The sequence below is a fragment of the Cellulomonas sp. URHB0016 genome (assembly GCF_054057935.1).
This window is the reverse complement of record NZ_JBSRZU010000001.1, coordinates 25,672-43,270: the sequence shown is the minus strand read 5'-3', so window position 1 is coordinate 43,270 and position 17,599 is coordinate 25,672. Positions and strand designations below refer to the sequence as shown.

Annotated in this window: 21 protein-coding genes and 1 pseudogene; 9 read left to right on the top strand and 13 right to left on the bottom strand. The window is 72.1% G+C overall.

Going from position 1 to position 17,599, the window contains the following annotated elements:
* The first annotated feature begins 45 nt into the window (after positions 1–45).
* Positions 46–702: a phosphoserine phosphatase SerB gene (gene serB, locus ACVW07_RS00210; RefSeq protein WP_456817283.1), complete on the top strand. Its 657-nt coding sequence runs from the start codon at positions 46–48 to the stop codon at positions 700–702.
* 56 nt (positions 703–758) lie between these two features.
* On the opposite strand, the gene ACVW07_RS00205 is transcribed toward serB, so the two are convergent.
* The 3 genes from ACVW07_RS00205 to fabG are packed head-to-tail and all read right to left on the bottom strand — an operon-like array spanning position 759 to position 2,848.
* Positions 759–1,283 carry a SixA phosphatase family protein gene (locus tag ACVW07_RS00205; protein WP_456817282.1) on the bottom strand — a complete coding sequence of 175 codons (525 nt, stop codon included), beginning with the start codon at positions 1,281–1,283 and terminating at the stop codon, positions 759–761.
* Positions 1,284–1,298: 15 nt separating this feature from the next.
* Positions 1,299–2,069 carry an enoyl-ACP reductase FabI gene (gene fabI, locus ACVW07_RS00200; RefSeq protein ID WP_456817281.1) on the bottom strand — a complete coding sequence of 257 codons (771 nt, stop codon included), beginning with the start codon at positions 2,067–2,069 and terminating at the stop codon, positions 1,299–1,301.
* Positions 2,070–2,104: 35 nt separating this feature from the next.
* On the bottom strand, positions 2,105–2,848 hold the full coding sequence (gene fabG, locus ACVW07_RS00195; protein ID WP_456817280.1) for a 3-oxoacyl-ACP reductase FabG: 744 nt from the start codon (positions 2,846–2,848) through the stop codon (positions 2,105–2,107).
* 132 nt (positions 2,849–2,980) lie between these two features.
* Here fabG and ACVW07_RS00190 point away from each other — a divergent pair, with 132 nt between their 5' ends.
* The 3 genes from ACVW07_RS00190 to ACVW07_RS00180 are packed head-to-tail and all read left to right on the top strand — an operon-like array spanning position 2,981 to position 4,472.
* Positions 2,981–3,316, top strand: coding sequence for a DUF3099 domain-containing protein (locus tag ACVW07_RS00190; RefSeq protein ID WP_456817279.1), 336 nt, complete (start codon positions 2,981–2,983; stop codon positions 3,314–3,316).
* Positions 3,313–3,555, top strand: coding sequence for a hypothetical protein (locus ACVW07_RS00185; protein WP_456817278.1), 243 nt, complete (start codon positions 3,313–3,315; stop codon positions 3,553–3,555). The genes ACVW07_RS00190 and ACVW07_RS00185 overlap by 4 nt, the downstream gene beginning before the upstream one ends.
* Positions 3,552–4,472, top strand: coding sequence for an SURF1 family cytochrome oxidase biogenesis protein (locus tag ACVW07_RS00180; protein WP_456817277.1), 921 nt, complete (start codon positions 3,552–3,554; stop codon positions 4,470–4,472). The genes ACVW07_RS00185 and ACVW07_RS00180 overlap by 4 nt, the downstream gene beginning before the upstream one ends.
* Positions 4,473–4,488: 16 nt before the next feature.
* Here the strand turns inward: ACVW07_RS00180 and ACVW07_RS00175 are convergent, their stop codons facing one another.
* Both ACVW07_RS00175 and ACVW07_RS00170 read right to left on the bottom strand, forming a co-directional pair.
* Positions 4,489–5,169 (bottom strand): YceI family protein, encoded by a 681-nt coding sequence (locus tag ACVW07_RS00175; protein ID WP_456817276.1) that lies wholly within the window; start codon positions 5,167–5,169, stop codon positions 4,489–4,491.
* Positions 5,170–5,389: 220 nt separating this feature from the next.
* A complete protein-coding gene (locus ACVW07_RS00170) occupies positions 5,390–6,988 on the bottom strand; it encodes an ABC-F family ATP-binding cassette domain-containing protein (protein ID WP_456817275.1) in 1,599 nt (532 codons plus the stop codon).
* Positions 6,989–7,147: 159 nt separating this feature from the next.
* Here ACVW07_RS00170 and ACVW07_RS00165 point away from each other — a divergent pair, with 159 nt between their 5' ends.
* The 5 genes and pseudogenes from ACVW07_RS00165 (at position 7,148) to ACVW07_RS00145 (ending at position 10,670) form a co-directional block, all read left to right on the top strand.
* Positions 7,148–7,789 carry a biotin transporter BioY gene (locus ACVW07_RS00165; RefSeq protein WP_456817274.1) on the top strand — a complete coding sequence of 214 codons (642 nt, stop codon included), beginning with the start codon at positions 7,148–7,150 and terminating at the stop codon, positions 7,787–7,789.
* A 31-nt stretch (positions 7,790–7,820) separates the two neighbouring features.
* Positions 7,821–8,539, top strand: a pseudogene (locus tag ACVW07_RS00160) (energy-coupling factor ABC transporter ATP-binding protein).
* Positions 8,536–9,186 carry an energy-coupling factor transporter transmembrane component T family protein gene (locus tag ACVW07_RS00155; RefSeq protein WP_456817273.1) on the top strand — a complete coding sequence of 217 codons (651 nt, stop codon included), beginning with the start codon at positions 8,536–8,538 and terminating at the stop codon, positions 9,184–9,186. The pseudogene ACVW07_RS00160 and the gene ACVW07_RS00155 overlap by 4 nt, the downstream one beginning before the upstream one ends.
* 106 nt (positions 9,187–9,292) lie before the next feature.
* A complete protein-coding gene (gene ypfJ, locus ACVW07_RS00150) occupies positions 9,293–10,168 on the top strand; it encodes a KPN_02809 family neutral zinc metallopeptidase (protein WP_456817272.1) in 876 nt (291 codons plus the stop codon).
* 46 nt (positions 10,169–10,214) lie between these two features.
* Entirely contained in the window at positions 10,215–10,670 is a 456-nt protein-coding gene (locus ACVW07_RS00145) for a hypothetical protein (RefSeq protein ID WP_456817271.1), read from the top strand.
* On the opposite strand, the gene ACVW07_RS00140 is transcribed toward ACVW07_RS00145, so the two are convergent.
* The 8 genes from ACVW07_RS00140 to ACVW07_RS00105 all read right to left on the bottom strand — a co-directional run bounded on the left by ACVW07_RS00140 (position 10,660) and on the right by ACVW07_RS00105 (position 17,465).
* Positions 10,660–10,986, bottom strand: coding sequence for a metal-sulfur cluster assembly factor (locus ACVW07_RS00140; protein WP_456817270.1), 327 nt, complete (start codon positions 10,984–10,986; stop codon positions 10,660–10,662). The genes ACVW07_RS00145 and ACVW07_RS00140 overlap by 11 nt on opposite strands.
* Positions 10,983–11,468 (bottom strand): Fe-S cluster assembly sulfur transfer protein SufU, encoded by a 486-nt coding sequence (gene sufU / locus ACVW07_RS00135; RefSeq protein ID WP_456817269.1) that lies wholly within the window; start codon positions 11,466–11,468, stop codon positions 10,983–10,985. The genes ACVW07_RS00140 and sufU overlap by 4 nt, the downstream gene beginning before the upstream one ends.
* The gene (locus ACVW07_RS00130) at positions 11,465–12,754 is read right to left on the bottom strand and encodes a SufS family cysteine desulfurase (RefSeq protein WP_456820998.1); all 1,290 of its coding nucleotides are present in this window, start codon (positions 12,752–12,754) and stop codon (positions 11,465–11,467) included. The genes sufU and ACVW07_RS00130 overlap by 4 nt, the downstream gene beginning before the upstream one ends.
* 129 nt (positions 12,755–12,883) lie before the next feature.
* Positions 12,884–13,642, bottom strand: a complete 759-nt coding sequence (gene sufC / locus ACVW07_RS00125) for a Fe-S cluster assembly ATPase SufC (protein ID WP_456817268.1) — start codon at positions 13,640–13,642, stop codon at positions 12,884–12,886.
* 13 nt (positions 13,643–13,655) lie between these two features.
* Positions 13,656–13,988: a non-heme iron oxygenase ferredoxin subunit gene (locus ACVW07_RS00120; protein WP_456817267.1), complete on the bottom strand. Its 333-nt coding sequence runs from the start codon at positions 13,986–13,988 to the stop codon at positions 13,656–13,658.
* Positions 13,985–15,283, bottom strand: coding sequence for a Fe-S cluster assembly protein SufD (gene sufD / locus ACVW07_RS00115; RefSeq protein ID WP_456817266.1), 1,299 nt, complete (start codon positions 15,281–15,283; stop codon positions 13,985–13,987). The genes ACVW07_RS00120 and sufD overlap by 4 nt, the downstream gene beginning before the upstream one ends.
* Positions 15,283–16,725 (bottom strand): Fe-S cluster assembly protein SufB, encoded by a 1,443-nt coding sequence (gene sufB, locus ACVW07_RS00110; RefSeq protein WP_456817265.1) that lies wholly within the window; start codon positions 16,723–16,725, stop codon positions 15,283–15,285. The genes sufD and sufB overlap by 1 nt, the downstream gene beginning before the upstream one ends.
* Positions 16,722–17,465, bottom strand: a complete 744-nt coding sequence (locus tag ACVW07_RS00105; protein WP_456817264.1) for a helix-turn-helix transcriptional regulator — start codon at positions 17,463–17,465, stop codon at positions 16,722–16,724. Before ACVW07_RS00105 ends, sufB begins: the two co-directional genes overlap by 4 nt.
* Positions 17,466–17,599 lie beyond the last annotated feature (134 nt).

Here is a 17,599-nt window from a genome sequence, read left to right as displayed (position 1 = left end):
GGTCCCGTCCGCACGCCAGTCCGTGCCCGCACTACCCTGCGAGCCGTGACCACAGACCAGCCGGCCCGCCACCTCCTCGTCATGGACGTCGACTCGACGTTCATCACCGGTGAGGTGGTCGAGATGCTGGCCGCCCGTGCCGGGTCCGAGCCGCTCGTCACCGCGATCACCGAGTCGGCGATGCGTGGCGAGATCGACTTCGCGGAGTCGCTGCACCAGCGTGTCGCGACACTCGCCGGACTGCCCGAGTCGGTGCTCGCCGACGTGCTGGAGCAGGTCGTGCTGACGCCCGGCGCGGTCGAGCTGGTCGCCGAGATGGACCGCCGCGGGTGGCCGGTCGGCCTGGTGTCCGGCGGGTTCGTCGAGATCGTGGAGCCGCTCGCCGCACGGGTCGGTATCCGGTTGACCCGGGCGAACCGGCTGGAGGTCGCCGACGGCCGGTTGACGGGACGGGTGCTCGGCGCGGTGGTGGACCGGGCCGCCAAGGCCGTGGCACTCGCCGACTACGCCGCAGCGAGCGGCATCCCGCTCGAGCGGACGGTCGCGATCGGCGACGGCGCGAACGATCTCGACATGCTCGCCGCCGCCGGCTTCGGCATCGCGTTCAACGCCAAGCCCGTGGTGTGCGCCGCGGCTGACGCCGTGGTCCGCGACCGGCTCGACGCCGTGCTGGATCTGCCGGTCTTCGCGAGCGGCTGCTGAGACCTGGCCGGTCTCGCGCTCGTGGGTGCCGCGGCGGGGTCAGGTCGAGCGATCGGTCACTCCGGCAGCGTGAGGCGGAGCAGCGTCGCGGACCCGGGCACCAGGTCCGACCACGGCCCGTCGCTCTCGAGCCAGCTCCAGGACGCCGTGGGGACACCGACGCGGACCCGCGCGAGGGTCGTCGCGTCGGACTCCGGGCCCGCGAGCGTGCCGGCCGTCTGCGACATCGTCGGCTCGTGGCCCACCACGAGCAGGGTCCGGATCTCCTCCGGCACCGCCTGCACGAGGTCGAGGAGGGACCGGACGCCCGCCTCGTAGATCTCGTCGAGGAGCTCGACCCGCGGGTCCGCGTCCAGCGTCGTGCGCACGAGCTCCCACGTCTGCCGGGTCCGCAGGCTCGACGAGCACAGGACGAGATCCGGCACCAGACCGGCGGCGGTGATGGCCGCACCGACCAGGGGCGCCTGCCGTCGGCCGACCAGTGAGAGCGGCCGCTGGTGGTCGCTGATCCGCTCGGGGTGCTCGGACTTGGCATGGCGCAGCAGCAGGAGCGTGCGCAGGTCCTGGGACACGTCGGTCACCGGTTCAGAGTGCCATCACAGGCCCATGGCGTGCACGCCACCGTCGACGTGCACGATCTCGCCGGTGGTGGCGGGGAACCAGTCGGACAGCAGGGCGGCGACGGCACGCGCGGTGGGCTCCGGGTCGGTGACGTCCCAACCGAGGGGCGCACGCTCGGGCCAGCCGCCCTCCATCGCCTCGAAGCCGGGGATCGACTTCGCGGCCGTGGTCCGGATGGGACCGGCCGAGACGAGGTTGACGCGCACCCCGTGCGGACCGAGGTCACGTGCGAGGTACCGGGCGGTCGACTCGAAGGCGGCCTTCGCGACGCCCATCCAGTCGTACACAGGCCACGCGTACCGCGCGTCGAACGTGAGGCCGACGACCGCGGAGCCCCTGACGAGCAGCGGCTGTGCGGCGACCGCGAGCGACTTCAGCGAGTACGCGCTCACGTGCAGCGCGGTCGCGACGTCGTCCCACTGTCCGGCGAGGAAGTTGCCGCCCATCACGGACTGGGGCGCGAACCCGATGGAGTGCACGACGCCGTCGAGGTGGTCGAGGCCGGTCTCGCGGACGCGGTCCGCCAGGGCGTCGAGGTCCTCCTGCGAGGTCGCGTCGAGCTGCAGCACCTGCGCCTCCGCGGGCAGACGGCGGGCGATGGCCTGGGTGAGCCGGAACTGGCGGCCGAACGACGTGAGCACGACCTCGGCGCCCTGTTCCTGTGCCAGGCGGGCCACGTGGAACGCGATCGAGCCGTCGGTGAGCACACCGGTGACGAGGAGCTTCTTGCCGTCGAGCAGACCCATGGTGCGATTCCGTTTCTCGTAGTGCGGGAAGGAGGTCAGTGGCCCATGCCCAGGCCGCCGTCGACAGGGACGACCGCCCCGGACACGTAGCGGGCGGCGTCGGAGGCGAGGAACTCGACGACCGCTGCGACCTCGTCGGGCTGGGCGAAGCGGCCGAGCGGGATCGCGTCGACGTACGCCTTCTGCTGAGCGTCGGGCAGCGCACGCGTCATGTCGGTGTCGATGAACCCGGGGGCCACGACGTTCGCGGTGATGCCTCGACCGCCGAGCTCGCGCGTGATGGAGCGTGCCATCCCCACGAGGGCGGCCTTGGACGCCGCGTAGTTCACCTGGCCCGGCGACCCGTACAGGCCGACCACCGAGCTGATGAACACGATGCGGCCGCGGCGCAGCCGGATCATGCCCTTGGACGATCGTCGGGCGACGCGGAACGAGCCGGTGAGGTTGACGTCGAGGACCTCGTTGAACTCCTCGTCGCTCATGCGCATCAGCAGCTGGTCGCGGGTGATCCCGGCGTTCGCGACCAGCACCTCGACGGGGCCGTGCGCGGCCTCGACCTCGGTGAAGGCGGCGTCGACGGCGGTCGTGTCGCGCACGTCGCCGTGCACGCCGAGCACCCCGTCGGGGAGGTCGCCCGAGCGGTAGATGGTCGCGACCCGGTCCCCGGCCGCCACGAACCGTTCGGCGATCGCGCGGCCGATACCGCGGTTCGCGCCGGTGACGAGCACGCTGCGGGGGGCGGATGCGGGAGCGTTCGCGTTGTCGGAAGTCTCAGGCACGGGTCACGACGGTATCCGACTCGGCCCGTTCACCGGCGCAGGTGCCCGGAACAGGATCGCCGGTGAGCCTTGTCGGGTCCGGACAAGCCTCGCCGGGGCGAGGGGTGCATGGTGCCGGACTAGGATCAGGTGGTGAGCAAGAGCGAGCGCCCGGGCACTCCTGGCGAGGTGCACCGGATCACCTCCGCCCCCGAGCCGCTGGGCGTGGACGTCGCACGCCGGCAGAAGCGCTATCTCATCCAGATGGGCGTGCGCATCGTCTGCTTCGCGCTCGCGACCCTGACGTGGGGCCACCTGCCGATCGCCTTCTCGCTGGTCTTCATCGTCGGCGCCGTCGTGCTGCCCTACGTCGCGGTGATCTTCGCCAACGCCGGCCGTGAACGTCGCGACACCGACGTGGCCTTCGAGGCCCAGCGGGAGATCGGCCCCGGCAGCGGGTCGAGCGGCCAGCTCGGCGGTCGCCCGTGAGCCTGCTCGGACCGGTCCCCGACCCGGTCGACGAGCTGGTCTGCTCCGCCCGCAGGTGCTCCCAGCCGGCCGTGTGGGGGCTCCTGTGGAACAACGCCAAGCTGCACACCCCGGAGCGCCGCAAGGTGTGGCTCGCCTGCGACGACCACCGGGAGCACCTCACCCAGTTCCTCGCCGTCCGCGACTTCCTGCGTGACGTGGTCCCCGTGTCCGACCTCGAGCGGGTCGCGTCGTCATGAGCCCGGCGGTCCGACGCGCGGCCGGGCTGCTCGTCGTCGCCGTGGTGCTCGCCGTCGCATGCTCGTGGCTCGGCCGGTGGCAGTGGAACCGGCACCTGTGGCGCGACGGCCAGATCGCGATCGTCGAGGCGAACTACTCCGCGGCCCCCGTGCCGCTCGACTCGGTCCTGGCCGGCGCCGGCGCCACGATCAGTGACGGCGACGAGTGGCGTCCCGTCACGGCGGTCGGGCACTACGAGGACGACGCCACCGTGCTGCTGCGCAACCGGCCGGTGGACGGCAACGCGGCCTACCACGTGCTCGTCCCCTTCGTCGTCGAGGACGCCTCGGCCGGCACCGCGGACGCCCCGACGCAGGTGGGTACCGTGCTGGTCGTCGACCGTGGCTCAGTGCCGCTCGGGGCGAACGGGAGCGACGACGTCGCAGCACCCGCGCCGCCGTCCGGGTCCGTCACGCTCACCGCCCGGCTGCGGCACGACGAGAAGGCGTCCCCCCGGCGCGCCCCCGCCGGCCAGGTGCACGCCATCTCGACGGAGCAGGTGCTGGCCGCCGGCGGCCTGGACGGGACCGGGACCTACGCCGCGTACGGGCAGATGATGGAGGAGGACCCGCCGGCCGCGGCTCCGCTCGGCCCCCTGGAGGCACCCAGCACCGATCCCGGGTCCCACCTGTCGTACGCCTTCCAGTGGTGGACCTTCGCGCTCGGTGGTCTGGTCGCGTTCTCGGTCGCCGCTCACCGCGAGCTGCGCGGCGACGGTGCTCCGGTCGTCCGCGTGTCGGCACCCGGGGCACCCGGCGGGCCGCCGCAGCGAGGCGCGGGACCGCTCGTCGACCGGCCGCGCCGCCGTGGCGGGCGCGACGAGGACCACGAGGACGCGCTGATCGACGCCCAGCTCTCGACCGACCGGCCCGGGTGACCCCGGGTCACGACCGTCAGCCCTGACGGATCGCCTCGCCCGCGATCTCGACCCGCACCCGCTTGCCGACGAGCCACCCGCCGTTGTCGAGCACCACGTTCCACACCAGGCCGAAGTCCTCGCGGTTCACCTCGGCCGTGGCCGAGAACCCGAAGATCTCTCGCCCGTACGGGTCGCGGCGGGCACCGCCGAAGTGCATCTCGAGCTCGACCTCATGGGTGACGTCGCGGATCGTCAGGTCGCCGACGACGGTGAACCGACCCCCGACACCCACGGTCCGCTCGATGAGGCCCGCGGACACGTGCGAACGCTCCGGGAGGTGGTTGCGCAGCCGGGCCCAGTGCGCGATCGCGTCGTCCGCCACGAGCCGCTCGACGCGACGGCTGCGGAACTCGACGGCCGGGTACCGCTCGACGTCGAGGAAGTCCGGGCTCTTGAGGTGCGTGTCGCGCTCCTCGTTGTGCGTGGTCAGCGACTCGGCCCCGATGATCGCCGTGACGCTGGACAGGAGGGGGTCCTCGGCGACGACGATCGTCGCGGCGGCGGCCGCGAACTCGCCGCGAACCTGGCTCACCATCATGTGCGAGGCGACGAAACCGACCCGCTTGTGCGCCATGTCGAGGTCGTACTGCCCCGCGACGGGCAGCTCGAGCCCTTTCCATCGGCGCGTCGCCACCTGTGTGCTGTCGGACTCCATCGTCGTACCCCTCGTCGTCGCCTTCACGGCCGTCGCTGCACCGGTGCCGGAAGTGGCGGTTCCGAGGGTCGGCGCAGCCCGTGGACGGCAGCTGGCGAGCGGCCGACGGGATCTCGGCGATCGCCGATGCGTCAGGCGCACATGGTGGACGAGTGGATGAACCTTGAACCATCCCGCCCGGATCGTGGACGCTCGTCCTGCTGCGGACGAACGGGTCGGGTCACGCCAGGGCGATGAGGTCCAGGTACGCGGGTCCCCACAGGTCCTCGTCGCCGTCCGGCAGGAGCAGCACCCGCTCCGGGTCGAGCGCCGACACCGCACCCTCGTCGTGGGAGACCAGGACCACGGCCCCCTGGTACCCGCGCAGCGCCGCCAGGATCTCCTCGCGCGACGCCGGGTCGAGGTTGTTCGTCGGCTCGTCCAGCAGCAGCACGTTGGCGCTGGACACCACGAGGGCCGCCAGCGCCAGACGGGTCTTCTCGCCCCCGGACAGCACCCGCGCCGGCTTGTCGGCGTCGTCGCCCGAGAACAGGAACGACCCGAGCACCGAGCGCACCTGGGTGTCGGTGAGGTCGGGCGCCGCCGTCCGCAGGTTCTCGACGACCGTGCGCTCGAGGTCGAGGGTCTCGTGCTCCTGGGCGTAGTAGCCGAGCTTGAGACCGTGGCCGGGCTTGACCTCACCGGTGTCCGACCTCTCGATGCCTCCGAGAATGCGCAACAGCGTCGTCTTCCCGGCGCCGTTGAGGCCCAGGACCACGACCTTGCTCCCCCGGTCGATCGCGAGGTCGACGTCCGTGAAGACCTCCTGGGAGCCGTACGACTTCGACAGGCCCTCGGCGGTCAGCGGCGTGCGGCCGCAGGGCGCCGGGTCCGGGAACCGCAGGCGGGCGACCTTGTCCGACGCCCGCACCTCCTCGAGCCCCGAGAGCAGCCGCTCCGCCCGGCGTGCCATGTTCTGCGCGGCGACGGCCTTCGTGGCCTTGGCCCGCATCTTGTCGGCCTGCGCGATGAGCACCGACGCCTTCTTCTCGGCGTTGGCCCGCTCACGACGACGGCGCTTCTCGTCCGTCTCCCGCTGCAGGAGGTAGGCGTCCCAGCCGAGCGAGTACTGGTCCAGCGCCGACCTGTTCGCGTCGAGGTGGAACACCTTGTTCACGGTCGCGCGCAGCAGGTCGGCGTCGTGCGAGATGACGACGAACCCGCCCGCGTACGCCTTGAGGTAGTCGCGCAGCCACGCGATGGAGTCCGCGTCGAGGTGGTTGGTCGGCTCGTCGAGCAGGAGCGTGTCCACACCGGAGAACAGGATGCGGGCGAGCTCCACGCGGCGGCGCTGACCACCGGAGAGGGTACCGATGGTCTGGCCGAGCACCCGGTCGTCCAGCCCCAGGTTCGACGTGATCCGGTGCGCCTCGCTCTCGGCGGCGTAGCCCCCGGCGGCGGTGAACCGGGCCTCGAGACGCGTGTAGCGGTCCATGGCCGCCTCACGCGTCTCGTCGTCCGCGCTCGCCATCGCCCCCTCGGTCTCCCGCATCGCGCGGACGACCTCGTCGAGCCCGCGCGCGGACAGGACGCGGTGCAGCGCGAGCTGCGTGGTGTCACCGCTGCTCGGGTCCTGCGGCAGATAGCCCACCTCCCCGGAACGCGAGATGTGACCTCCGGTCGGCTGCGTCTGGCCCGCGAGAGTCTTGGTCAGCGTGGTCTTCCCGGCACCGTTGCGGCCGACGAGACCGATGCGGTCCCCGGCGGCGATGCGGAAGGTCGACGGTTCCAGCAGCACGCGGGCGCCGATGCGCAGCTCGACGGCCTGGGCGGTGATCACGTGGTGGGTTTCCTCCGATAAAGGCGTCCGGGTCTTGGCCGCGGGCGCAAACGACCGCAATTCTACGACCCGCTAGCGTGGCGAGCGGTCGCAGGGTCCGCCGTCGCACCCGTTGCCAGCAGTCATCGCCGCAACCCGTCACGACCCCGAGGGGGACCCATGTCCAGCGCACCTGAGCACGAGCCCACCGCCCTGACCGTCAGCGACGACCCGGCCGCTCCCCCGGCTCCCGTCGAGCGCAGCTCGGTCGCGACCGACGTCGCGCTGATCGCGACCTTCGCCGCGTTCATCGCCGTCTGCGCCCTGGTCCCCGCCATCCCGACGGGCACACCCGTGCCGATCACGCTGCAGACGTTCGGCGTGATGCTCGCCGGGCTCGTGCTCGGCTGGAAGCGCGGCGCGCTGGCCGTCCTCCTCTACCTGGCCGTGGGCCTGGCGGGGCTGCCCGTGTTCGCCGAGGGCACGGGCGGCGTCGCGGTCCTGTCCAAGCCGTCGGTCGGGTACCTCCTGGCCTTCCCGTTCGCGGCCGCGCTGGCCGGGTACCTCGCCGGGTACGCCCTGCGGCTGCCGACCGCCTGGCGCTACGTCGGGCTGTTCCTGTCCGGCCTGCTGGCGAGCATCTTCACGATCCACCTCGGCGGCATCATCGGCCTGCACCTGACCCTCGGGCTGTCCTATGCCGAGGCCTTCACCTTCGACCTGAAGTACTGGCCCGGCGACATCGTGAAGAATCTGCTCGCCGCCGGCGTCGCGCTCGCCGTCTTCCGCGCGTACCCGGACCTGCTGCGCACCCGGCGCTGACCGACCCGTGGCCGTCCTCGCCCTCGACGACGTGGTCGTCACCGCCTACAGCCCGGACCCGGGAGGCGGTGCCGACCGCGTCGTCACGCTCCTCGGGCCGGTGACGCTGCGGCTCGAGGAGCGACGGATCGCGGTCGTCGGGTCCAACGGGTCGGGCAAGTCGACCCTCGCGCGGCTGCTGAACGGGCTCGTGCTGCCGTCGTCGGGCACGGTCACGGTCGACGGGCTGGACACGGCCCGCGACGGGGCGGCGGTCCGCAGGCGGGTCGGTTTCGTGTTCACCGACCCGGACGCCCAGCTCGTGATGCCGACCCCCGTCGAGGACGTGGCGCTGTCGCTGCGCCGCCTGACGATGACTGCCGAGGAGCGGGACGTCGCGGCCCGCGCGGCTCTGGAACGGTTCGCTCTCGCCGATCGGGCCGAGGTGCCGGTGCACGTCCTGTCGGGAGGACAGCGACAGCTCCTCGCGCTCGCGTCGGCGTCCTCGCGACGGAGCCCGACGTCCTGGTCTGCGACGAGCCCACCACCCTGCTGGACCTGCGGTGGCGCGGCGTCGTCGACGACCTGCTCGCCCGGCTCGAGCAGCAGGTCGTCGTCGTCACGCACGACCTCGACGCAGCCCTGCGCGCGGACCGGGTCCTGGTCGTGGACGAGGGCCAGGTCGTCTTCGACGGGAGCCCCTCGGCCGCGGTCGGTCATTACCGCGACCTCATGACCGGCCCCAGCTACCGGGTCGGTGACCTCCGGTGAGCCGACGCGCGCGGAGCGCGGGGCCACTGCGGGCGCCGTGGGCCGGGCCTCTCGGCCTCTACCACCCGGGCTCAAGCCTGCTGCACCGCGCTCCCGCCGGCGCGAAGCTCGCGGGCCTGGCCGTCGCCGGCATCGCGCTCGCCGTCGCCCACGGTCCGGCCTCCGGACTCGTCGCCCTGGCGGTCGCCGTCCTCGTGCAGGTCGCCTCGCGGGTCCCGTGGCACCGGGCCGCGGCAGGGGTGCGGCCCGTGCTCGTGACGGCGCTCGTCGTCGGCGGCTACCAGTGGTGGGCGCGCGGCTGGGCGACCGCCGTCGAGGTCGTCGCCGACCTGCTCGCCCTCGTGATGCTCGCAGCGGTCGTGACCGCGACCACGCCGGCGGACCGGCTGCTCGACGTCCTCGCCCGGATCGTGCGCCCGCTGCGGCACGTCGGCCTCCCGCCCGAGACGTTCGCCCTGGCCGTTGCCCTGCTGCTGCGCACCATCCCCGTCCTGGCGCAGACCACCCACGAGTCGTGGGACGCGGCTCGCGCACGCGGTCTCGAACGTGAGCCCCGCGCACTCCTCGTGCCGGCCGCCGTCCGGATGGTCGGGCACGCGCGGGCCACCGGAGACGCGCTCGCCGCGCGCGGGATCGGCGAGGACTGAGCCGTTCGCCCGATCCGGTGACGCTGTGCCGCCGGCCGGTCCGACCTCTGGACATCGGTCCAGTCTCACCGCGCGGTTCCGCGCCTGCGGCGGCTACCTTTCCCGGATGACATTCCAGGATGGTGGCAGCTTCGAGGGTGGACGGGTCCGCACGCGCAGCGGCGGCAAGATCGCCGCGGGCGGCGGCGGAGTCGCTGCCCTCGTCGTCGCGCTCGTGTACATGTTCTCCAACGGCCAGGTCGACCTGTCCGGGGTGGCCGGCGGCGGCGCCGCGGCCGACGCGAGCGAGAGCACCATCGGGGAGTGCAGCGTCGAGCAGGCGAACACGGACCCGGCGTGCCGCCTCTCGGCCACGATCCAGTCCCTGGACGCCTACTGGTCCCCCACCGTGACCGCCGCGGGCGCGGCGTTCGCGCAGCCTGACGTGCTCAAGTTCGACGGTACGGCCGACACCGCCTGCGGCACCGCGTCGTCCAGCACCGGCCCGTTCTACTGCCCGCCCGACGCCACGATCTACCTGGACCTCGGCTTCTTCGACGAGCTGCAGAGCCGGTTCGGCGCCGAGGGCGGCCCTCTCGCCGAGGAGTACGTCGAGGCCCACGAGTACGGCCATCACATCCAGCAGATCACCGGCGTCATGGACCAGGCCCAGCGCCAGGGCACGGGTGCGGACTCCGACTCGGTCCGCGTGGAGCTCCAGGCCGACTGCTACGCCGGGATGTGGGCGGGCAAGGCGGCCACCACGATCGACCCGGACAGAGGCACCGTGTTCCTCGCTCCGATCACGCCCGAGACCCTCGAGCAGGCTCTCTCGGCCGCCCAGGCGGTCGGTGACGACCACATCCAGGAGCAGTCGGGCGGCGGCGTGAACCCCGACACGTGGACGCACGGGTCGAGCGAGCAGCGCGCCCGCTGGTTCACCACCGGGTACGAGCAGGGCACGTTCGAGGCGTGCGACACGTTCGCGACCGACGACCTGTGACGCGAATGCCCTGGCCACGGCCTGCATCACGGGTCACAGTCCATCCGTGAACCCCATCAGGGACGACGGCCCCGCCAGGCTTCACCCCTCCGTCGCCCGACCTGTCGTCGCGATCGACCTCGAACGACCCGACGAGCTCGACGCCGTCCGGGACGTCGTCACGCGGGCATTCGGCGCACTGGTCGGACGCGCGCTCGCGGTGGCGACCGCAGGCGGCTGGCCGCTCGTGCTGCTGGAGGGTGACCCGCACTTCTACGGCCGTCGCGGCTTCGCGGCCGCCGAACCGCTCGGCTTCCCGTCTCCCGCGCCGCAGCACATCCCGCCCGGCGCGTACCAGGTCGCCCTGCTGCCCGACCATGAGCCGTGGATGACGGGGACTCTCGTGAGCTCCGCCCCCTCGCAGCGCTCAACGACCTGCCGCGGTTCTGATCGGCCGGGACGCAGGACGCCCCGGACACGCGCTTGCCCGGGCGATCTCGACCTCGACTGCGTCAGATGTTGAACCCCAGCGCCCGCATCTGCTCGCGACCGTCAGGCGTGATCTTCTCCGGCCCCCACGGCGGCATCCACACCCAGTTGATCCGGAACCCGTCGACGATGCCGTCGAGGGCCTGCGCCGACTGGTCCTCGATGACGTCCGTCAGCGGGCAGGCCGCGGACGTCAGCGTCATGTCGATGACCGCGGTGTTGGTCTGGTCGATCACGACCCCGTACACGAGGCCCAGGTCGACGACGTTGATGCCGAGCTCCGGGTCGATGACGTCGCGCATGGCCTCCTCGACGTCCGCCACGGTGACAGGGCTGGTCTCGGTGCTCATGCGTCCTCCGATGTGCGCGTCGCGCCGGTCTTGATCAGGGCGTCGGTCAGGGCGACCCAGCCGAGGAGCGCGCACTTCACGCGCGCCGAGTACTTGCCGACACCCGTGAAGGCGGCGGCATCGCCGAGCTTCTCCTCGGCGTCCTCGTCCAGGCCGGCGCCGCGCGACTGCATGAGCGCGCGGAACGTGCCGGCCAGGTCGTCCACAGCGGTGAGGTCGTGGTCGACCACGAGGTCGTGCAGCACGGAGACGGAGGCCTGCGAGATGCTGCAGCCCTGCCCCTCCCACCGCAGGTCGCGGACGACGCCCGCGTCGTCGAGGTCCACCTGGAGGGTCACCTCGTCGCCGCAGGTGGGGTTGACCTGGTGCGACTCCCCCGTGCGCAGATCACCCGCTGCGACCCCGAGTCCCCGGCCGTGCGGGAACTTCGCGTGGTCGAGGATGACCTGCTGGTAGAGCTGTTCCATCGATCCCGTGCTCATGCACCACTCCCGTCGCTCAGTCCGAAGAACGCCCGGACCCCCGCGAGTGCTTCCCGGAACACTGCGATCTCTTCGTCGGTCGTGTAGACGGCCGCCGTCGCGCGCGCCGTGGCCGCGACGCCGAACCGGCGGTGCAGCGGCTGCGCGCAGTGGTGGCCGACGCGCACGGCGACGCCGGCGTCGTCGAGCACCTGGCCCACGTCGTGCGCGTGCACGCCGTCGACGACGAACGCGACGGTCGCGAGCCGGTCCGCCGTGTCCGTCGGGCCGATGACCCGCACGCCGGGTACCGATGCGACCGCGTCGAGCAGCAGGCCGGTGAGGTGCGCCTCGTGGGCGGCGACGGCGTCCATGCCGAGCTCGGCGAGGTAGCTCGCCGCGGCGCCCATGCCGATCGCCTGCGACACCATCTGGGTGCCGGCCTCGAACCGCTGTGGCGGGGGCGCGTACGTCGTGGTCTCCATGGTGACGACCTCGACCATCGAGCCGCCGGTCGTCACCGGGGGCATCGCCTCGAGCAGCTCGCGACGCCCGTACAGCGCGCCCACACCGGTCGGCCCGAGCATCTTGTGGCCGGAGAACGCGGCGAAGTCGACGCCCAGCCCGTGCAGGTCCACGGGCAGGTGCGGCACCGACTGGCAGGCGTCCAGCACCGTCAGCGCCCCCACCTCCCGCGCCCGAGAGACGAACCGGGCGACGGGCGTGATCGCACCCGTGACGTTCGACGCGTGCGTGAACGCGAGCACCTTGGTCCGGTCGGTGACGACCGCGTCGAGGTCGTCGGCCCGGATGCGGCCGTCGTCGTCCACGCCGAGCCAGCGCAGGGTCGCACCCGTGCGGGCCGCGAGCTCCTGCCACGGGACCAGGTTCGCGTGGTGCTCGGCCTCGGTGACGACGATCTCGTCGCCGGCCCCGATCGCGAACCGGCGGGAGGCTTCCCCGCCGCGGCCCAGCGAGGCGTTCGACATCGCGTAGGCGACGAGGTTGATCCCCGCGGTGGCGTTCGAGGTCCAGACGAGCTCGGCGGGCGAGACGCCGACGAACGACGCCACCCGGTCCCGTGCGTCCTCGAACGCCTCCGTGGCCTCCTCCGCGAGCTGGTGCGCGCCGCGGTGCACCGCGGCGTTGCGCTGGACGTAGAAGTCCTGCTCGGCGTCGAGGACGACCTCGGGCTTCTGCGACGTCGCACCCGAGTCGAGGTAGACGAGAGGACGCCCGCCGCGCAGCGTGCGGGACAGCAGCGGGAAGTCGGCGCGGACGGCAGCGAGCTCGACGTCGTCGAGCATCCCGGCCGTGCGCGCGGTGTCACGCGTCTCGTCGAGCGTGCTGGTCACGGGTCCGCCCTCCTGATGGTGCTGGTGGTGCCGCCGGTGCCACCCAGAGGGCGGCACCGGCGGTGGTGCTGTCGAGGACCGTCAGACGGCGCTGGACAGGAAGCGGTCGTAGCCCTCGTTCTCGAGGCGGTCGGCCAGCTCGGGGCCGCCCTCCTCGGCGACCTTGCCGTCGACGAAGACGTGCACGAAGTCCGGCGTGATGTAGCGCAGGATGCGCGTGTAGTGCGTGATGAGCAGCACGCCCACCTCGGGGTTCTGCCGGACGCGGTTGACGCCCTCGGACACCACCCGCAGCGCGTCGACGTCGAGGCCGGAGTCCGTCTCGTCGAGGATCGCGAACTTCGGCTTGAGGAGCTCCATCTGGAGGATCTCGTGGCGCTTCTTCTCGCCGCCGGAGAAGCCCTCGTTGACGGAGCGCTCCGCGAACGTCGGGTCCATCCGCAGGTCGTCCATCGCGGTCCGGACGTCCTTGACCCACGTGCGCAGCGGCGGCGCCTGGCCGTCGATCGCCGTCTTGGCGGTCCGCAGGAAGTTCGACACCGACACGCCGGGGACCTCGACCGGGTACTGCATCGCGAGGAACAGGCCGGCGCGGGCACGCTCGTCGACCGACAGCGCGAGGACGTCGACGCCGTCGAGCGTCACGGTGCCGGACGTGATCTGGTACTTCGGGTGGCCCGCGAGCGAGTACGCGAGCGTGGACTTGCCGGACCCGTTCGGGCCCATGATGGCGTGCGTCTCGCCGCTGCTCACGGTGAGGTCGACACCACGCAGGATGGGCTTGGCGCCCTCCTTGGTCTCGACGCTGACGTGCAGGTCGCGGATCTCCAGGGTGGCCATGCGGTGACTCCGATCAGAGGGGGGCGTCGACGTCGACCAGCACGCGCTGGCCGTCGACGGTCACGGGGTAGACGGGGACGGGGCGGACGGCGGGAGGCCCGGTCGGCTTGCCGGTGCGCAGGTCGAACCGCGACCCGTGCAGCCAGCACTCGATCGTGCAGTCCTCGACCTCGCCGTCGGACAGCGAGACCGCACCGTGCGAGCAGATGTCGCTGATGGCGTGCAGCTCGCCGGCCTCGTCGCGGATGATGGCGACCTCGACGGTGCCGGACTCCGCCTCGAGCTCGACGCGGAACGTCCCGGCGACCGGCACGTCCTCGTCGTAGCAGGCGAGCTGAGCGGTCATGCCTGCTCCGACGCGCCGACCGTGCCGAGCGCGCTCATCGACGCCTCGAGCTCCTTCTCGATCGCGGCGAGCAGCCGCTCCTCGACGTCCGGCACCCCGATCTCGTGGATGAGCTCGGCGAAGAAGCCACGCACGACGAGCCGGCGGGCGTCGGTCTCCGGGATCCCGCGCGCCTGCAGGTAGAACAGCTGCTCGTCGTCGAACCGGCCCGTGGCGCTCGCGTGGCCGGCGCCCTCGATGACACCGGTCTCGATCTCGAGGTTCGGCACCGAGTCGGCGCGCGCACCGTCGGTGAGGACGAGGTTGCGGTTGAGCTCGTACGTGTCGGTGCCCTCGGCCGCCGCGCGGATCAGGACGTCGCCGACCCACACGGTGTGGGCGCCCTCGCCCTGCAGGGCACCCTTGTACGTGACGCGCGAGACGCAGTTCGGCACGGCGTGGTCGACGAAGAGGCGCTGCTCCTGGTGCTGACCGGCGTCCGCGAAGTACAGCCCGAGCATCTGCACGCTGGCGCCCTCACCGACGAACTCCGCGTCGGGCGTCACGCGCACCACGTCGCCGCCGAGCGTGACGACGATGTGCTTGACGGTCGCGTCACGATCGATCCGCAGGCGGTGCGACGACGTGTGCACAGACCCCGCGGCCCAGTCCTGGACCGACACGACCGTGAGGTGCGCACCGGCGTCGGCGACGATCTCGACGGTCTCGGTGAGCGACGCGTGCCCGACGTGGTCGAGCAGCACGACGCCCTGCGACAGCGCCTCGGCATGCACGACGAGGTGCGTGGCCGACGGGTCGAGCGGCGCCTCGTGCGTGCCGGCCCCTTCGACGCCCTCGACGCGGATCGACGTCACGCTGGACGCGATCGCCTCACGAGGGATCGTCACGACCGTCGCGCGCGGGAACGACGCCCACGCGGTCGCCGCGGTCCGGTCGCCGGGCTTGCCGGCGCGGCCGAGGCGCGCGTCGTCCCGCTCCACGATCTCGACCCTGACCTCGGGCGCCTCGACGACCGTCGTCAGCACGCCGTGACCGGCGAGGACGCCGTCGGTGTCCGCGGCGAACAGCGGGGCGATGCGGTCGACCGGCGAGAACCGCCACTCCTCCTCGCGCCCCGTCGGCACCGGGAAGTCGGCGACGTCGAAGGACGTCGGCCGCGACGCGCGCGACGACTCGGGGGTGCCGCCGACGCCGTGCGTGTGGGCGCCGTCGGCCGTGGCGCGGGTGTGATCGGTCGGCGACCCGGCGACGCCACGATTCGCCGTGGTTGCCGCGTCGTTCGTGGTGGTCGTCATCAGCCGACGGCCCCTTCCATCTGCAGCTCGATGAGGCGGTTCAGCTCGAGGGCGTACTCCATGGGCAGCTCGCGGGCGATGGGCTCGACGAACCCGCGCACGATCATGGCCATGGCCTCGGTCTCGGGCATGCCTCGGGACATCAGGTAGAACAGCTGGTCCTCGCTCACGCGGGACACCGTGGCCTCGTGGCCCATCGACACGTCGTCCTCGCGGACGTCGACGTACGGGTAGGTGTCAGAGCGGGAGATCTGGTCGACGAGCAGGGCGTCGCAGAGCACGTTCGACGCGCTGTGCGAGGCGCCCTCGAGGATCTGCACGAGCCCGCGGTACGACGTACGGCCACCGCCGCGCGCCACCGACTTGCTGACGATGGACGACGACGTGTGCGGCGCGGCGTGCACCATCTTCGAGCCGGCGTCCTGGTGCTGGCCCTCGCCGGCGAACGCGATGGACAGCGTCTCGCCGCGGGCGTGCTCGCCCATGAGGTAGATCGCCGGGTACTTCATGGTGACCTTGGAGCCGATGTTGCCGTCGACCCACTCCATGGTCGCGCCCTCGGCGGCGGTCGCCCGCTTCGTCACGAGGTTGTAGACGTTGTTCGACCAGTTCTGGATGGTCGTGTACCGCACACGGGCGTTCTTCTTGACGATGATCTCGACGACGGCCGAGTGCAGGGAGTCGGACGAGTACACCGGCGCGGTGCAGCCCTCGACGTAGTGCACGTACGAGCCCTCGTCCGCGATGATCAGCGTCCGCTCGAACTGGCCCATGTTCTCGGTGTTGATCCGGAAGTAGGCCTGCAGCGGGATCTCGACGTGCACGCCCGGCGGGACGTAGACGAACGAGCCGCCCGACCACACGGCGGTGTTGAGCGACGCGAACTTGTTGTCGCCCGGGGGGATCACGGAGCCGAAGTACTGCTCGAAGATCTCGGGGTGCTCACGCAGACCGGTGTCGGTGTCGAGGAAGATGACGCCCTGCTCCTCGAGCGACTCCTGGATCTGGTGGTAGACGACCTCGGACTCGTACTGCGCGGCGACGCCGGCGACGAGTCGCTGCTTCTCGGCCTCGGGGATGCCCAGGCGGTCGTACGTGTTCTTGATGTCGTCGGGCAGGTCCTCCCAGCTCGACGCCTGCTTCTCGGTGGACCGCACGAAGTACTTGATGTTGTCGAAGTCGATGCCCGACAGGTCCGCGCCCCACCAGGGCATGGGCTTCTTCTCGAACAGGCGCAGCGACTTCAGCCGCGTCTTCAGCATCCACTCGGGCTCGTTCTTGAGCGCGGAGATCTCCCGCACGACCGCCTCGGACAGACCGCGCTTCGCGGTCGCCCCGGCGACGTCCCGGTCGTGCCAGCCGAAGCTGTAGTTGCCGATCGAGGCGATGGCCTCGTCCTGGGTGAGCTGCGGCTGGGCCGCGTTCTCGGTCGGTGCGCTCATGCTGTCGGTCCTTCCATGGCGAGCACTGGAGCTGGGAGGTTCGTGGAGGCGGCGGGCATCGTGGTCGGGATGTTCGTGGTGCAGACGTGGCCGCCGCCCGCGAGGGTCGCCAGGCGCTGCACGTGGACGCCGAGCAGGCGCGAGAACGCCCGGGCCTCCGCCTCGCAGAGCTGGGGGAACTCGTGAGCGACGTCCTGCACGGGGCAGTGTCCCTGGCACAGCTGGACGGCGTGTCCGCCCGGAGCCGGGCGGGCGCTCGCGGCGTACCCCTCGTCCGTCAGGGCCTCGGCGAGGACGCGTGCCCGCGCGCCGACGTCGACCGTGCCGGACATGCCGGCGGAGAGCCGGGCCTCGAGATCGCGGACGCGCTGCTCGGCGAAGGACTCGACGGCGTCCCGGCCGGCCGTCTCCGCGAGGAAGCGCAGGGCCTGGGTCGCGAGCTCGGAGTACCGGTGCGAGAGGGCCGCCTGGCCGCGTCCTGTGACGACGTACCGGCGTGCGGGCCGGCCCCGGCGGGCGGGTCCGGCGCCCGTGGCCTCGTGGACGGCGATCTGGTCGGTGTGCTCGAGGATCGCGAGATGGCGACGGATCCCGGCCGGGGTGAGGTCGAGCTGGGCGGCGAGCTCCACGGCCGACACCGGGCCGCTGCTCGCGACGAGCTGCAGGACGTGCTGACGGGTCCCGGCGTCGGTCTCGGGCACGTCGACGGCGGGAGCCACGGCGGGCAGCGTCGCGCTCATGACACCTCCGGATCGTCGTCCCCGCGCCACCGCCGAGCCGTGGCGCACGTCGGCCCCGAAGAGGGCCGCGATATCGGCAACATCCTTGTTGTCGAAATCCATCCCCGCAAGCAAGGCGGACCTCACCACGCCTG

Bases quoted from the DNA above. Each gene is read 5' to 3' on its own strand.
- fabI (WP_456817281.1), bottom strand. From the start codon at position 2,069: ATGGGTCTGCTCGACGGCAAGAAGCTCCTCGTCACCGGTGTGCTCACC.
- ACVW07_RS00180 (WP_456817277.1), top strand. From the start codon at position 3,552: ATGAGCCCGGCGGTCCGACGCGCGGCCGGGCTGCTCGTCGTCGCCGTG.
- ACVW07_RS00175 (WP_456817276.1), bottom strand. From the start codon at position 5,169: ATGGAGTCCGACAGCACACAGGTGGCGACGCGCCGATGGAAAGGGCTC.
- ACVW07_RS00165 (WP_456817274.1), top strand. From the start codon at position 7,148: ATGTCCAGCGCACCTGAGCACGAGCCCACCGCCCTGACCGTCAGCGAC.
- ypfJ (WP_456817272.1), top strand. From the start codon at position 9,293: ATGACATTCCAGGATGGTGGCAGCTTCGAGGGTGGACGGGTCCGCACG.
- ACVW07_RS00140 (WP_456817270.1), bottom strand. From the start codon at position 10,986: ATGAGCACCGAGACCAGCCCTGTCACCGTGGCGGACGTCGAGGAGGCC.
- sufU (WP_456817269.1), bottom strand. From the start codon at position 11,468: ATGAGCACGGGATCGATGGAACAGCTCTACCAGCAGGTCATCCTCGAC.
- ACVW07_RS00130 (WP_456820998.1), bottom strand. From the start codon at position 12,754: ATGCTCGACGACGTCGAGCTCGCTGCCGTCCGCGCCGACTTCCCGCTG.
- sufC (WP_456817268.1), bottom strand. From the start codon at position 13,642: ATGGCCACCCTGGAGATCCGCGACCTGCACGTCAGCGTCGAGACCAAG.
- ACVW07_RS00120 (WP_456817267.1), bottom strand. From the start codon at position 13,988: ATGACCGCTCAGCTCGCCTGCTACGACGAGGACGTGCCGGTCGCCGGG.
- sufD (WP_456817266.1), bottom strand. From the start codon at position 15,283: ATGACGACCACCACGAACGACGCGGCAACCACGGCGAATCGTGGCGTC.
- sufB (WP_456817265.1), bottom strand. From the start codon at position 16,725: ATGAGCGCACCGACCGAGAACGCGGCCCAGCCGCAGCTCACCCAGGAC.
- ACVW07_RS00105 (WP_456817264.1), bottom strand. From the start codon at position 17,465: ATGAGCGCGACGCTGCCCGCCGTGGCTCCCGCCGTCGACGTGCCCGAG.